The sequence below is a fragment of the Oscillibacter ruminantium GH1 genome (genome assembly GCF_000307265.1).
Classification (GTDB): domain Bacteria; phylum Bacillota; class Clostridia; order Oscillospirales; family Oscillospiraceae; genus Oscillibacter; species Oscillibacter ruminantium.
Genome location: NZ_DF158901.1, coordinates 38,250 through 52,351, shown reverse-complemented (window position 1 = coordinate 52,351; position 14,102 = coordinate 38,250). Strand labels below are relative to the sequence as shown.

Below are 14,102 nucleotides of genomic sequence, written 5' to 3'. Positions count from 1 at the left end.
CATTCATGAACGCACAGGAGATCATCGACTATATTGCAAATTCCGAGAAAAAGACCCCGGTAAAGGTCTATGTCAACACCACCGGTACGGTGGATTTCGGCTCCGCCAAGGTCTTTGGCGCGGGCGGGAGCTACACTGTTTTCGGCGACTGGGCAGAGCTTGCGCCCATTCTTGAAAAAAACAAAAGCCATATCACCGATCTGGTGGTGGAAAACGACCGGCGAAATTCCGGCGTGGCATTGCTGGATATGAAGAACGCCGCGGCCCGCATTGAGCCGGGCGCCATCATTCGGGAAAAGGTAGAAATTGGCGAAGGGGCCGTTATTATGATGGGGGCCATCGTCAACATCGGGGCCGTGATCGGGCCGGGCACCATGATCGACATGGGCGCGGTGCTGGGCGGACGGGCCATGGTGGGAACCCATTGCCACATCGGTGCAGGGGCCGTGCTGGCGGGTGTGGTGGAACCTGCCTCGGCCACACCGGTCATCGTGGAGGACAACGTGCTGGTGGGTGCCAACGCCGTGGTGATTGAGGGCGTCCACGTTGGAAAAAACGCGGTTGTTGCAGCAGGTGCGGTGGTGGTGGAGGATGTGCCGGATAACGCCGTCGTCGCCGGATGCCCCGCCAAAATCATCAAAATGAAGGACGCGAAGACCGCCGGCAAGACCGCTCTGGTGGACGCACTGCGCAAGCTGTGAGATTTCTCCGGGGTCTTTCCGACACAATCCATTGAAATAATACAAAATTTTCCACAGAACTCTGCATAAAAATTTGTTTTTATGCAGAGTTCTGTATTTCCTTTTTGAGGAAAAGATGATATACTTTGTAGTATTCGTGTGCAAAGGAGAAAGAAATGATGCTGAATTCAGCAAATATCTGTATTGTCATTACAATTCTTGTCTACCTGATTGTGGTCGTGGGAATCGGCGTGGCCTGTTCCAGACGGAACCGGACGACCGATGACTTCTATCTGGGTGGACGCAAGCTTGGCCCGCTGGTGACGGCCATGAGCGCCGAGGCCTCTGACATGAGCAGCTGGCTTTTAATGGGACTGCCGGGCGTAGCCTATCTCTCCGGCGTGGCCGACGCGGGCTGGACCGCCATCGGTCTGGCGGCGGGTACTTACCTCAACTGGCTGATCGTGGCCCGGCGCATCCGGCTGTATACGCACCGGGTGGGAGCCATTACCATTCCGGAATTTTTCTCTAAGCGGTTTGGGGATGAACGGCGCATTTTGACGGGGATTGCCGCTGTGGTAATCCTGATCTTCTTCATTCCCTATACCGCCTCCGGCTTTGCCGCCTGCGGAAAGCTGTTCAACAGCCTGTTCGGCATCGATTACGTCGGAGCCATGGTTGTCTCCGGTATTATCATCGTGGCCTATACCACTTTGGGCGGATTTTTAGCCGCCTCCACCACCGACTTTATCCAAAGCATTGTCATGACCATCGCCCTGTTCGTCATGGTTCTGTTCGGTATCCGCGCGGCGGGCGGTCTGGATGTGGTGATGGATAACGCCCGGGCACTCCCCGGCTATCTGAGCATGACTCTGAGTCACGACATGGCGGCAAACGCCGCCAATCCCTATGGGTTCATTACCATTGTCTCCACGCTGGCTTGGGGCCTTGGTTATTTTGGAATGCCCCATATCTTGTTGCGGTTCATGGCGATTGAGGATGAGCGCAAGCTGAAACTGAGCCGCCGGGTCGCCTCCATCTGGGTGGTGATTTCCATGGCGGTGGCCATTTTCATCGGCATTGTGGGCTACGGCGTGACCAAGGCCGGCGGCATCGGATTTTTGGAAGGCTCCGCTTCCGAGACGGTGATCGTGCGTCTGGCGGGACTTCTGTCCACCTATGGCATTCCCGCGGCTCTGCTTGCCGGCGTGGTGCTGGCGGGCATTCTGGCCAGTACGATGTCCACCTCGGATTCCCAGCTCTTGGCGGCCGCCTCCAGCGTGTCCCAGAACCTGATGAGCGAGTGTTTTCAGGTGAAAATGAATGAAAAGAAGAAAGTTACCGCCGCGAGATTGACGGTGGTGGGCATTGCCTTAATCGCAATGTTTATGGCCCGCAACCCCAACAGTTCCGTGTTTGGTATCGTGTCCTTCGCGTGGGCGGGCTTTGGCGCAGCCTTCGGCCCGGTGGTTTTATTCGGCTTGTTTTGGAAGCGGACCAATTGGCAGGGCGCGCTGGCTGGAATGGTCTCGGGCGGCGTGATGATCTTTGTCTGGAAATATCTCGTCCGGCCTCTGGGCGGCGTATGGAACATCTATGAACTGCTTCCCGCGTTTTTGGTGGCCTGCGTGTTCATCGTTGCCGTCAGTCTGGCCACGACCGCCCCAAAACAGGAGATTGTGGATACCTTTAACGATGTAAAAGCCCTTTGAGCCGCCGCGCTTTTGTAAAAGCACACCTTTCTCAGTGCAAAGATTGATTTATAAAACCCGGACTGTGCGGATGCACAGTCCGGGTTTTCCATTCCTCAAATCATCATTACGAGGCTTTCTACAAGAAATACCGTAAGACAGCAGGAGCTTGCCACCCAGATCAATTTTGCGCCTCTCCATGCCACAATAATTCCCACCACCATGGCCAGCGCACCCGCCAACGGAACCTGCGTGGCATTTAAGACAGCCGGAAATGTCATCACAGCCAAGGTCGCATAGGGAATGTAATACAGAAAAGAGTGCAAAAACCGGCTTTTGATCTTTCCGCGCAGTAAGGTCAGCGGAATGACCCGGATCGCATAGGTAACTCCGGCCATGACAAGGAGATAGAGATAGATATTACGCATACTGCAGTTCCTCTTCCTGTGTGCAGGGAAACAGCATCGCCGCCACTGCCGAAACCGCCAGCGTCAAAAGAATAATGCGGGCTCCGGCGGAAACTGTGGCCAGCGGCACCAACTTGTCCGCCAGAAAGCTGGCCACAAAACTCGCGGTCACCACGCCCGCCACCACCTGATTTTGTTTTGCCGCGGGAATCACAACGGCAATAAACATCCCGTACAGCGCTACACTGAACGCACTGACCAGCCGTAAAGGCATAAGGGTTCCGGTGACCACGCCGACAGCGGTTCCAATGGCCCAGCAGGGGGCCGCCGTTGCCACGGCTCCATAGGTATAGTAGGGGTCCAGGCTGCCGGGACGGGCAAGTGTAATGCCAAACAACTCATCGGTAATGTCAAATCCCAGCAGCAGCCGATGGCGGAGCGGAAGACCCGGGGCGCACTTTTGGCTGAGCGCACAGCTCATCATGAAATAGCGGGAGTTGGCAGTAATGGTCATGAGCGCCAGTTCGAGGTAGGTGGCATGGTTGGCAATCAAAGTGAAGGCGGCATATTCGCCGGAAGAAGAATTGTTCAAAAGGCTGGCTAAAAATCCTTGAAACACAGTCAAGCCAGCCGCCCGCGCGGCGATTCCCAAGGAAAACGACACCGCAAAATAGCCCAGTCCGATTGGGATTCCATCTCTCATTCCATCTCTAAATGCTGGTTTCATCCTGATCCTCCATCAAATAAACATAGCAAGGGCGCTTCACTTTGCAGTGAAGCGCCCTTTAATTTAAAGGGTTTCCGGCATGAGACTGGGATTGCAGACAGAATTTCCTTTATCCGCCGTGCATATCGAAATGCACGTATTGCCAAGGTTTAAACTGTGGTCCAAGAATCACGATCTCACGCAATTTACTTTATAACACAGTTACATGGAGCATTGCAAGAGGTCTTTGCAAAAGCTGTCGAAAACGAGGCAAAAAGTGTACCAGTACAGTACGCCGCCGGAAAATTTTTTCGTACATCGGCAGTCATACCTTGGTCTGGTTACCGAGCTGCATCAGCTCGATCTCAGCGTCAATCCGGGTAATCCCGCTGCCAATCTGATCTGTTGGACAGCCCACATAGCTCATGCGCACAAAGTTTTTCAGCAGTCCGGTGTGGCTGAACACCGCGCTGGGCAGCAGCTTGATGTTCTGATGGTGCAGCCTGCCCCACAGTTCGGAAGCGTCGATTTTCTCCGGCAGGCGCACCCAAAAGAACACGCCGCCGTCATGTTCCGGATAAGGAAGGGATAAATAGCGGGACTTTTGAATGGCGTTCATCATGCAGCGGCGCTTCTCGGCATATACGGACCGCAGCGCGGTCAGGTGTGCGTCATACAATCCGCGCTGGATGTAAAGCGCCAGCGTCTCCTGCAAAATTGCGGGGCTTGCGATATCCGTGCTGAACTTTGCCAAAATCAGCTTTTTCTCATACCGGCCCGGCACCAGCATATAACCCAGCCGCAGCCCGGGAACCAGACACTTGGAAAAGGAGTTCAAATAAATCACAGAGTCGGTGGTGTCTTCCCAGCGAAAGGCGCGGTGTTCTGCGTCATGAAAGCTCAATTCCCCCAGACAGTCATCCTCGATCATGACGAACCCGTATTCCTGCGCCAGCGACAACAGTTCCCGCCGCTTTTCCCTGCTCCAGCTCACGTTGGTGGGGCAGTGGAAATTGGGCATTGTGTAGTAAAAATCAATTGGAAATTTAGAAAGTTTTTCCCGAACCGCATTCAAGTCCGGACCGTCATGTTCCATGGGAACCGTTTCAATCCGTGCGCCCGCCCGCTGAAAGCAGTTCGTCGCCACGGAATAGCTGGGGTCCTCCGTCAAAATCACCGTGTTCTTGTTGATGAGGGACTTGCAGATCAGGTCGATCCCCTGCTGACTGCCGCCCACAATGTGGATGTTCTCCTCCCCCACCGACATCCCGCTTTCCACCAGCCGCCGGTGAATCACCTCGATTAAAGCGGGAACGCCGCGGGTCGGCGGATAGCAAAACAACGCATGGGGTCTTTGCTCGGCCAGTTCGTTAATCAGCCGGATAAAGTCAGCGGTTTCTTCTTGCCCAGCCATAGGGGTGCTGGTGGCAAAGTCAATCACGTTTTCCGATTCGGACTGCCCTTCTTCAACACTGTCCAGCATGACTCCGTCGGCAAAAAACTCAAAGCTGTCCAGCGGCAGGACAAAGCAGCCGCTTCCGTGGCGGCGTTCAATATATCCATTGGTTTCCAGCAGGTCATACGCTTTTTGAACGGTGGACACGTTCACTTGATATTTTCGGCTCATAAACCGATAGGACGGCAGCAATTCTCCGGCAGAAATATCTCCCCGAAAAATCTGCGCCCGCAATTCCGTGTAAATTTGCTGATACAGGCTCTTCCCGCTGTTTCGCTTCAGCTCCAGCTGTTTCATACTCCCTCCACTGTACCGCTACCCTTTCATAGCTGTACCCTTACACTTACGGGCCTTCGAGCATGGAAGCCGGCGGATTTTCTATATGATAAAAATTGTAACACCAAATAGGAAACAAAGAAAGATGTTTCCTTCAACAAAACGGGGAAGGAATCCCTTTATGCGTCATCACGACTATGCCCCGCAACGGGCATCATCCACGGCAACCATTCTAAAAACGCGCTGGGCGCGTTGGCAGCCCCCATCTGCCAGGCCTCCGCCTTCGCCTTTGATTCTGCCAAGCAGGACGGTCACCGCTTTGCCGGTCAGGAGGGCGGATTCATCTACGCCAGACCGGGAACCCCCACCACCGGCCATCTGCTTGGTCTGCTGAGAGGTTCTATGCGTCGTGACCAATAAAGTGGTCAATGCGATAAGACATGCCCAATAAAAACCGCGTATTGCTGTCCTCCGTTGAAATCTTGGTTAAATCCCGAATGCGTTCCAGCCGATAGTTAAGGGAGTTGCGATGGATAAACAGCCGTTGTGCCGTTTCCTTGATACTGCACGCACACTCCAGATAGGTTCCCAGCGTGTGGTAGAGGTCGGTGCCGTTTGCACGGTCGTATCGGCTGAGGATGGACAGCGCCGGATGGCAATACAGCCCCAGTGTTTCGCCGTCCTCGGTTCTGTCCAACAGGTCATAAAAGGAGCCGTCCACATATTTGCATACCAGCTCCTCCGGATGGAGACGGGCAGACAGCTCCAGTGCGCGATGTGCCTGCGCGTAGCGCTTTGCAAAATTCTCCGGGCGAAAGAACGTATTGGAGACGCCGATGCGCAGATATTCGTCCCTTGCCAGTGTTCCCAGCACGGCAAGCTGTTCCTCGGACAGCTCCGGCTCGTCGCCCAGAGGGATCAGCGCGGCAATTCCGCCCTCATGAAACGTGAAGCGCGTTTCCGGAAGACGCCGCACCAGCTCGGCAGCCACATCCTCCTTCAAATGCTTCTGTCCTAAATATCTGGTCTGGCAGATGCACAGCGCGCAAAGATGCGTGGAAAACTTCAGCTCCGCAATTCTGGGCCCCAGCTTTTCCGGTGAAGCGCCAATCAACAGATCGTACAGCAGCTTCTGATACACCGTGTTTCCGGGAATCAGATAAGGCGCATAAAGGGCAATGGCCGCTCCGGCGGCCGCGCTGATAGTGGGCAGCAACTGCATATGAGCGGAGGAAATGGGAGTCTCCTTCTCCAGCATCAGGACAATACCAATCAGCTTTTCCTGAATGAATATTTTGCTGGAAAGCTTGCGCAGCGGAGAAGCGTAACAGGTGACCACCACCGGGTCAGAGGTCATGGCCGCGTTTTTGACCTCCTCCAGCTGTTCCACCGCACTGACAAACTCATACGAACAGTACCCCTGCCGGATATTCTGCGCCCACAGGGGGTCGTCAATGGTGAACACCGTGGAATGCGCCAATATTTTGAAATCCGTATCCAGCAGCACCACGGAGTTTCCCAGCCGGGCGGCTGCCAGATTGACGACTGGCTCCATGCTGCGGCTGCGGGCGGCGCAGTCCATCAGCTCTCCATAAAACCCCTGCCCGCGAGAGGCGTCCACCGCGGCTTTTGCCGCATTGACCAGCAAAAAAAGTTCCCCGGCGTCCACCAGCGCCAAAGCGCCGGGGCAGTCTGCCAGCGCCGCGCTCTCCGCTGTGCGGACCAGCACGCACTGGGGCGGCAAATGCCCGTTGGGTAATTGTTTATATTCCCCAAAATAGAGCGTTTCATTTGTATATTCCGTCTGAGTTCCATCAATCAGCGCCACATCGGTAATGTCAAAAGAATCTACGGAATGAACAATTTTGGCTGAGTTTCCGCTGGAAATCCGATTTAATAAGGTCGTGAACAGCATCTCCATCACCTCGGGTTGATTATAGTGCATCATGCACAAATCGTCAACGCCAATTCGGATGTGGGAACCGTTTCTTTTGCGCGATGCGCTGTTTATAATGAGGACATTGGAGATTCCAAAAATGAAGATAAGGAGATCATCGTATGAAATTCCAGAATCAGGTTGCAATTATCACTGGTTCCACCAAAGGCATCGGCAAAGCCACAGCCCTGCTTATGGCAGCTGAAGGGGCCAAGGTCGTCATCGTCGGCACGACCGAAGAAGCCGGCAACGCTGTGGTGGAGGAGATCAAAGCAGCGGGCGGAGAGGCGTTTTTCCAAAAGACCAATGTCACCTCCGCCGCGGATCTGGACGCGCTGGTATCCGCCGCGCTGGATCAGTACGGCAAGATTGACATTTTGGTGAACAATGCGGGCGTGGGCGGCAGCCTTGCCAACATGGATCAGATCACAGATGAGGAGTGGGACAAGGTGCTGGCCACGAATTTGACCGCGCCGTTCCAGGTTATGAAGCGGGTTATTCCCGTCATGGAAAAGGCCGGCGGCGGCAAGATCGTCAACGTGGCGTCCATGGCTTCTACGGCGGCGGGCCGGGGCGGCATCGCCTACACCACAGCCAAGCACGGCGTGCTGGGGCTGACCCGGCAAGTCTCTTTGGACCACGGCCACGCAGGCATTCGTGTCAACGCCGTACTTCCCGGCCCCATCGACACGCAGATGATCGCCCGGGTGCTGGCAATGCCGCAGCACCCCTTGAACATGAAGATCAAGATGAGCCCCGCCGGGCGTCCCGGTCAGCCGGAGGAGGTGGCCAAGGCGATTTTGTTCTTGGCCAGCGAGGATTCCTCTTTCATTCAGGGCGCGGCGCTGGCGGTTGACGGCGGCTATACCATCTTTTAACGGAACGGAAAGGAAGCACCATGATGTATGAAAAATTGTTTTCCCCGGGACAGATCGGCAAGGTCACGCTGAAAAATCGGCTGGTAATGTCCCCCATGGGCATTGGCCTTGCCAATCTGGACGGCACGCCCTCTGAGGACATGATCGCCTACTACGAGGCGCGTGCCATCGGCGGCGCGGGACTCATCATTCCCGAAATTACCCGGGTCAATGATGTTCACGGCCCCGGATTGATGCGCCAGCTGTCGGTTACTTCCGACCGGCACATCGCGCCTCTTTCCCGGCTGGCCGCCGCTGTTCACAGCCACGGAAGCAAGATCTTTATTCAGCTCCACCACCCCGGCCGCGAGACGGTCACCGCCCTGCTGGGCGGAGCGCCTACCGTCTCCGCTTCCGACATTCCCTGCAAGTATCTCCAGCAGCCCACCCGCGCCCTGACCACAGAAGAAGTCAAAGAACTGGTCGGTCAGTTTATCGACGGCGCGGTTCGCGTGCAAAAGGCTGGCTGCGACGGTGTGGAACTGCACTGCGCCCACGGGTATCTGCTCCAGCAGTTTTTGTCCCCCTATACCAATCAGCGCACCGACGAATACGGTGGCAGCTTTGAAAACCGCCTGCGTATTGTCTGCGAAATCATCGCCGGAATCCGCGAAAAATGCGGGGTGGATTTCCCCATCGGCGTGCGTCTGACCGTGGAGGAATTTTTGGACAAAACCGGTGTGACCGAGGATTACATCCATATTTCCGACGGCGTAAAGATTGCCATGGCGCTGGAGGCGCAGGGCATTGACTTTATCGACGTGTCCGTGGGCCTTTATGAAACCGGCATGACCTGTGTGGAGCCGGTGTCTTTCCCGCAGGGCTGGCGGCACGACCTCATCAAGGCTGTCAAAGATCATGTGAAGATTCCCGTGATCGGCGTATCCGTTATCCGGGAACCCGCCGTGGCGGAAAAGTTTCTGGACGACGGCGTGGAGGACTTCATCTCCATGGGCCGCAGCTGGCTGGCCGACGAACAGTGGGGCAAAAAGGTGCAGGAGGGCCGCGAGAGCGAGCTGTGCAAGTGCATCAGTTGTTTGCGCTGCTTTGAGAGCCTGAACGAGTATAACGCGGCGGGAATTCCGGCGGAATGCGCCCTCAATCCCCGGCTTGCCCGGGAGAAAAAATACGGCGAGCTGCCCTATGACACCAAGCATCACTCCGTGGTGGTTGTGGGCGGAGGCCCCAGCGGCATGATGGCCGCCAAAACTTTGGCGGAGCGCGGCTGTAAGGTGACTCTGCTGGACAGAGGAAGCACACTGGGCGGCACGGTCAATCAGGCCAAAATGCCCCCGCTGAAAGAACGCATGGAATGGGTGATGGACTACTATCGCGCCGCCTTTAAAACCTTAGGCGTAGAGGTGCGGCTGAACACCGAGGCCACCGCCGATATGGTGGCCGACATGAAGCCCGACGCCGTGGTTGTGGGTACCGGCTCCAAGTCCGTCATTCCCACAAAAATTCCCGGTGCTACTGGCCCTAATGTCTACACGGTAGAGCAGGTGCTCACCGGGAAGGCAGACCTCTCCGGAAAAAAAGTGACCATGGTCGGCGCGGGCATCACCGGTATTGAAACTGCCGAGTATCTGGCCGCCCGCAAGGCGCAGGTCACCGTGGTGGATTTGCTGGACAAGATCGCCCCCAACGCCAATCACACCAACGTGACCGACGTGTGCGGCAGACTGAGCCAGTACGGCACAAAGTTCTTGCTGGGTCACGCACTGCAGGAGATCAAAGCCGATGCAGTTGTGCTGGAAAAGCAGGACGACAAATCCGTGGTCAGCGTGGGAACCGACGCGGTGGTCATGTCGCTGGGCTACAAACCGGATTCCGCACTGGCGGAGGCATTAAAGGCCAAGGGGCTGCACGTCGTTTCCGTGGGCAGCGCCGTGAAGGACGGCACCATTGCTCCCGCCACCCGCACCGGCTATGAAGCCGCCCGGGCACTGTTTGTCGAGCAGCCCAAAGTCACCTCCTTCTATACCCCTGCGGAGAAGCTGCCCAACTTTGGCAAGGTTTCCCTGATGGATGAGCAGGAGGGCGTTTATCTTGCCTATCTCACCGATCCGGCGGCGATTGCACGGATTCTGCCCCCACCCCTGAAACCCTTTTCCATGCCGGTGGTGACGCTGTCTGTCTGCCACATTCGCAAGCCCACTTTTGCCGACGACTACTATGAGGCGATTCTGGGTGTATACTGTACCTATGGCAAGTCGCTGGGCTTATATCCCATCTCGTTGGTGCTGGGCGGTCCCGGTTCGGAAATGGCCGTCCAGTGCGGTCGGGACAACGGCTCGATTCCCAAAAAATTGGGGGCCGAGTTCGTCATGCGCCGCAACGGGAATACCGTCACCGCCGCCGTCACCCGCCGGGGAACGCAGCTGGTGGACATTCATATGGAGCTGGGTAGATACAACAGCCCCCTGACCCATGCGCTGTATCAGGCGCCTGCGGCCGGAAAGCAGGTTTTCGGCGGCGGCTTCTATTTCCACTTTGACCGTCAGCCGGATGAAAGCGGTGTTTCCCATTTTATGAACGGCGCTCTGCTGCAAAACCTGTGCGAGTACAATTACAAGAGCTGGGAGCGGGGCACGGTGGAGCTGGGTCTCAACTCCTCTCTGGACGACCCATGGGCGGAACTGCCCATCAACACCCTTGTGGGCGGCGCTTATTCCAGCAATAGTCTGCTGGTACATAAGCTGAATCTGGTGGAACGTCTGAACGCTGACGACATTGTGCCTTACCTGCTGACCGGGCGCTATGACCAGACTGCGTTTATGGAGACGGGACGCATCTGAATTTCTGCTATAAAGCAGGAGAACAGCACCTTCTCCGTCTGCAAAGATGCGCATTGTCGCACAGGACTCCAAAAAATGAATGCACAGGGGCTGGTTTTTATCAGCCCCTGTGCATTTTTGTCGGTATAAAATCAGGGTAAAAGGCTTTACCACAAAAACATGGGGCCAGTATCAAGCATGGGGTAGCTTTGAGGAGAAACGCAAGGTCTGCTGGATCCAGAACTGACCAGCGAACCGCCGCAAGGATGCCTCCCGCCGCCGACAATAGTCCGACTGCGGCGGACTATTTATCATGAAACAACAGCTGTCTTTCTACGAAAAACATTTTGTCTATTTTCAGTGTTTTTTGCAGAAACATTTGGGCGATTTGTGCATTGTATTTGTTGGACATGCCCGGTATAATCTCATTGCAAAGACAAAACAATACCGTTTTGTTTCTATAATAAGGACATCTTTGCAATGCGCAGAGCAACGGAAATGGTGTGAACCGCGGAACAGATGAATCGACGAACCATCGACGCCCTGTGGATTCCTTTGGGAAACAATATGGTGGGGTTTCATTTGGGAGGTTGGTCCGATGATTACGTTAGAGATGATTCAGGAAGCGCAGGAGGCGCTGCACGGGATCTCGCGGAAAACACCGCTGGATCACGCGCCAAAAATTGGCGAAAATGTGTACATCAAGGCAGAGAATTTGCAGCTTACCGGCGCATTTAAGCTCCGGGGCGCATACAACAAGATTCGTTCACTCAGCCCGGAGGAAGCGGCAAAAGGCGTGATTGCCTGCTCCGCCGGAAATCACGCGCAGGGGATTGCGCTCTCGGCAACGAAGCTGGGAATCAAGTCCATTATCTGTATGCCCGCAGGCGCACCCATCAGCAAAGTAGAGGCAACAAAGGGCTACGGAGCAGAAGTCGTGCTGGTTCCCGGCGTGTATGACGACGCGGCCAAGGAAGCGGAACGGCTGGTGCAGGAGAAGGGATATACCTTTGCGCACCCCTTTAACGACCCGTATGTCATTGCGGGACAGGGCACCATCGGTCTGGAGATTTTGGAGCAGCTCCCCGAAGTGGATCAGGTGGTGGTCCCCATCGGCGGCGGCGGCCTGATCAGCGGAATTGCGCTGGCGGTCAAGAGCCTGAAGCCCTCCTGCAAAGTAATCGGTGTGCAGGCAGCCAGCGTTGCGTCGATGTATACCTCCCGAAGAAAGGGAAAGGTTACCACGGTATCCGACGGTGACACCATTGCGGACGGAATCCACGTTTTGACACCGGGAGAACTGACCTTTGAACTGTGCCAGAAATACGTCGACGAGATCGTCACAGTCAGCGAGGATGAAATTGCGGCGGCGATTCTGGCGCTGATGGAGAGCCAGAAGACCGTTGCCGAGGGCGCGGGCGCCACACCGGTGGCGGCAGTGATGTTTGGCAAGGTGGATACCACCGTGCGGAAGACCGTGTGTGTGGTCTCCGGCGGAAACGTGGATGTGACGACACTTTCCCGCATTCTCACGAAGGGCCTGTCCAAATCCGGCCGCATCACGGAAATCTCCACCAAGATCATAGATAAGCCGGGCAGTCTGATTCAGTTACTGCAAATCGTCTCTGAAACCGGCGCAAACATTATGAAGATCAACCACGCGCGTGAGGATAAACACTCCGATGTGGGCGCATGTATTGTTTCTATGGTGCTGGAGACTCGCAATGTCGAGCATGTCCACGAAATCGAAAACGCGCTGACTTCTAAAGGTTATTTTTTACTGAGTCAGTAAAAATAATAGAAAATTTTAAGGGGGGTGTCTCCGGCAAAGCCGCCGGAGACAAAAGAGAAATGGAAAAGAAGAAGTTCAAACTGGGTCTGCTGCCCAAACTGCTCATTGCAATCGTCCTCGGTATTGTAATCGGAAACATTGCGCAGCGCCTTGAGTTCCCTATCATTATTCAGATCGGCGCAACCTTCAACAGCATCTTTGGCAACTTCCTGAATTTCTGCATTCCTCTGATTATTATCGGCTTCGTGGCTCCCGGCATCGCCGATTTGGGCGAGGGCGCGGGCAAGACGCTGGGTATGACTGCCGGCTTTGCCTATCTCTCCACACTGATTGCCGGAACCTTCGCCTTCGCGGTTGACAAGTCCATTTTCCCCAGCTTCCTCAAGGTTGGCTCCATCGTCATGGACAACGCCACGAACGCCGAGGATACCATGCTTTCCGGTCTGTTCACCATTGAAATGCCTCCGATCATGGGCGTTATGACCGCGCTGCTGATCTCCTTCATTCTGGGTCTGGGCATCGCTGTTACCCACAACAAACCCCTCAAGGACGTGTTCTTCGGCGTTCAGGGTATTGTGGAAAAGCTGGTCGCCAGCATTCTGATTCCCCTTCTGCCCTTCCATGTGTATGGCATCTTCGCCAACATGACCTATGCCGGTACGGTAATGGAGATCATGAGCGTGTTCATCAAGGTCTTCGGCCTGATCATTGCCATGCACATTCTCATCATTGTGTTCCAGTATGTGATTGCCGGCGCCTTTGCCAAGAAAAATCCGTTTGGCTTGATTAAGAACATGGTTCCCGCCTATTTCACCGCCATCGGCACCCAGTCCTCTGCCGCCACCATCCCCGTCACCGTGCAGTGCACCAAAAACAACGGCGTCAGCAAGAAGATCGCGGAATTTGTCTGCCCGCTGTGCGCCACGATTCACCTCTCCGGCTCTACCATCACGCTGACCAGCTGCGCCATCGCCATCATGATGCTCAACGGCTGGGATGTGACTCTGGCGCAGATGGTTCCCTTTATCATGATGCTGGGCGTCACCATGGTGGCCGCTCCCGGCGTCCCCGGCGGCGCAGTTATGGCGGCTCTGGGCATTCTGGACACCATGCTGGGCTTCAACGAGGCCATGCTCACCCTCATGATCGCCCTGTATATTGCGCAGGACAGCTTCGGCACTGCGTGTAACGTCACTGGCGACGGCGCCATCGCCGTCCTGATGGACGCGCTGACCGGAAAGAAAAGCAAGAGCGCTCCCATTGCCGAGGCTGCGGAATAAGTCTGGGCTTGGCACGAAAGAGAAATAAAATTAAAATCTATAAAGGAATGAAAACAGCATGAACGTACTATCCACTCCCAACGCGCCGTCGGCTATCGGGCCGTATTCTCAGGCAATTTCCGTCAACGGATTTCTCTTTGCCTCCGGTCAGGTGGCCCTGACGCCGGGAACCGGCGAGGTCGTC

Annotated in this window: 12 protein-coding genes; 8 read left to right on the top strand and 4 right to left on the bottom strand. The window is 55.5% G+C overall.

Annotated elements, in window-relative coordinates:
- Positions 1–5: 5 nt before the first annotated feature.
- Both dapD and ON16_RS13915 read left to right on the top strand, forming a co-directional pair.
- Positions 6–701, top strand: coding sequence for a 2,3,4,5-tetrahydropyridine-2,6-dicarboxylate N-acetyltransferase (gene dapD / locus ON16_RS13920; protein ID WP_040663938.1), 696 nt, complete (start codon positions 6–8; stop codon positions 699–701).
- Positions 702–862: 161 nt separating this feature from the next.
- The gene (locus ON16_RS13915; RefSeq protein WP_040664283.1) at positions 863–2,392 is read left to right on the top strand and encodes a sodium/proline symporter; all 1,530 of its coding nucleotides are present in this window, start codon (positions 863–865) and stop codon (positions 2,390–2,392) included.
- A gap of 95 nt (positions 2,393–2,487) precedes the next feature.
- On the opposite strand, the gene ON16_RS13910 is transcribed toward ON16_RS13915, so the two are convergent.
- From ON16_RS13910 to ON16_RS13900, 3 genes are all read right to left on the bottom strand, one after another.
- Entirely contained in the window at positions 2,488–2,799 is a 312-nt protein-coding gene (locus tag ON16_RS13910) for an AzlD domain-containing protein (RefSeq protein ID WP_040663936.1), read from the bottom strand.
- Positions 2,792–3,505 (bottom strand): AzlC family ABC transporter permease, encoded by a 714-nt coding sequence (locus ON16_RS13905; RefSeq protein ID WP_040663934.1) that lies wholly within the window; start codon positions 3,503–3,505, stop codon positions 2,792–2,794. Before ON16_RS13905 ends, ON16_RS13910 begins: the two co-directional genes overlap by 8 nt.
- Positions 3,506–3,809: 304 nt before the next feature.
- Positions 3,810–5,237: an aminotransferase-like domain-containing protein gene (locus tag ON16_RS13900; RefSeq protein ID WP_040663932.1), complete on the bottom strand. Its 1,428-nt coding sequence runs from the start codon at positions 5,235–5,237 to the stop codon at positions 3,810–3,812.
- 192 nt (positions 5,238–5,429) lie between these two features.
- Between ON16_RS13900 and ON16_RS15685 the strand changes: the two genes are divergently transcribed.
- Positions 5,430–5,636 carry a PLP-dependent transferase gene (locus ON16_RS15685; RefSeq protein WP_144032142.1) on the top strand — a complete coding sequence of 69 codons (207 nt, stop codon included), beginning with the start codon at positions 5,430–5,432 and terminating at the stop codon, positions 5,634–5,636.
- Here ON16_RS15685 and ON16_RS13890 read toward each other — a convergent pair.
- Positions 5,617–7,164, bottom strand: a complete 1,548-nt coding sequence (locus ON16_RS13890) for a PucR family transcriptional regulator (protein WP_144032140.1) — start codon at positions 7,162–7,164, stop codon at positions 5,617–5,619. The genes ON16_RS15685 and ON16_RS13890 overlap by 20 nt on opposite strands.
- 110 nt (positions 7,165–7,274) lie before the next feature.
- On the opposite strand from ON16_RS13890, the gene ON16_RS13885 reads away from it, so the two are divergent.
- The 5 genes from ON16_RS13885 to ON16_RS13865 all read left to right on the top strand — a co-directional run.
- Positions 7,275–8,030 (top strand): SDR family NAD(P)-dependent oxidoreductase, encoded by a 756-nt coding sequence (locus ON16_RS13885; RefSeq protein ID WP_040663927.1) that lies wholly within the window; start codon positions 7,275–7,277, stop codon positions 8,028–8,030.
- 23 nt (positions 8,031–8,053) lie between these two features.
- Positions 8,054–10,867, top strand: a complete 2,814-nt coding sequence (locus tag ON16_RS13880; protein WP_040663924.1) for an oxidoreductase — start codon at positions 8,054–8,056, stop codon at positions 10,865–10,867.
- Between the two features lie 577 nt (positions 10,868–11,444).
- Positions 11,445–12,638: a threonine ammonia-lyase gene (ilvA, locus tag ON16_RS13875; RefSeq protein ID WP_040663920.1), complete on the top strand. Its 1,194-nt coding sequence runs from the start codon at positions 11,445–11,447 to the stop codon at positions 12,636–12,638.
- 59 nt (positions 12,639–12,697) lie between these two features.
- Positions 12,698–13,918: a dicarboxylate/amino acid:cation symporter gene (locus ON16_RS13870; RefSeq protein WP_040663917.1), complete on the top strand. Its 1,221-nt coding sequence runs from the start codon at positions 12,698–12,700 to the stop codon at positions 13,916–13,918.
- A 58-nt stretch (positions 13,919–13,976) separates the two neighbouring features.
- The coding region (locus ON16_RS13865; RefSeq protein WP_040663914.1) for a Rid family hydrolase at positions 13,977–14,102 on the top strand (126 nt) is incomplete at its 3' end.

Coding starts and splice junctions, on each gene's coding strand:
- dapD (WP_040663938.1), top strand. CDS start 6: ATGAACGCACAGGAGATCATCGACTATATTGCAAATTCCGAGAAAAAG.
- ON16_RS13910 (WP_040663936.1), bottom strand. CDS start 2,799: ATGCGTAATATCTATCTCTATCTCCTTGTCATGGCCGGAGTTACCTAT.
- ON16_RS13905 (WP_040663934.1), bottom strand. CDS start 3,505: ATGAAACCAGCATTTAGAGATGGAATGAGAGATGGAATCCCAATCGGA.
- ON16_RS13900 (WP_040663932.1), bottom strand. CDS start 5,237: ATGAAACAGCTGGAGCTGAAGCGAAACAGCGGGAAGAGCCTGTATCAG.
- ON16_RS13890 (WP_144032140.1), bottom strand. CDS start 7,164: ATGATGCACTATAATCAACCCGAGGTGATGGAGATGCTGTTCACGACC.
- ON16_RS13885 (WP_040663927.1), top strand. CDS start 7,275: ATGAAATTCCAGAATCAGGTTGCAATTATCACTGGTTCCACCAAAGGC.
- ON16_RS13880 (WP_040663924.1), top strand. CDS start 8,054: ATGTATGAAAAATTGTTTTCCCCGGGACAGATCGGCAAGGTCACGCTG.
- ilvA (WP_040663920.1), top strand. CDS start 11,445: ATGATTACGTTAGAGATGATTCAGGAAGCGCAGGAGGCGCTGCACGGG.
- ON16_RS13870 (WP_040663917.1), top strand. CDS start 12,698: ATGGAAAAGAAGAAGTTCAAACTGGGTCTGCTGCCCAAACTGCTCATT.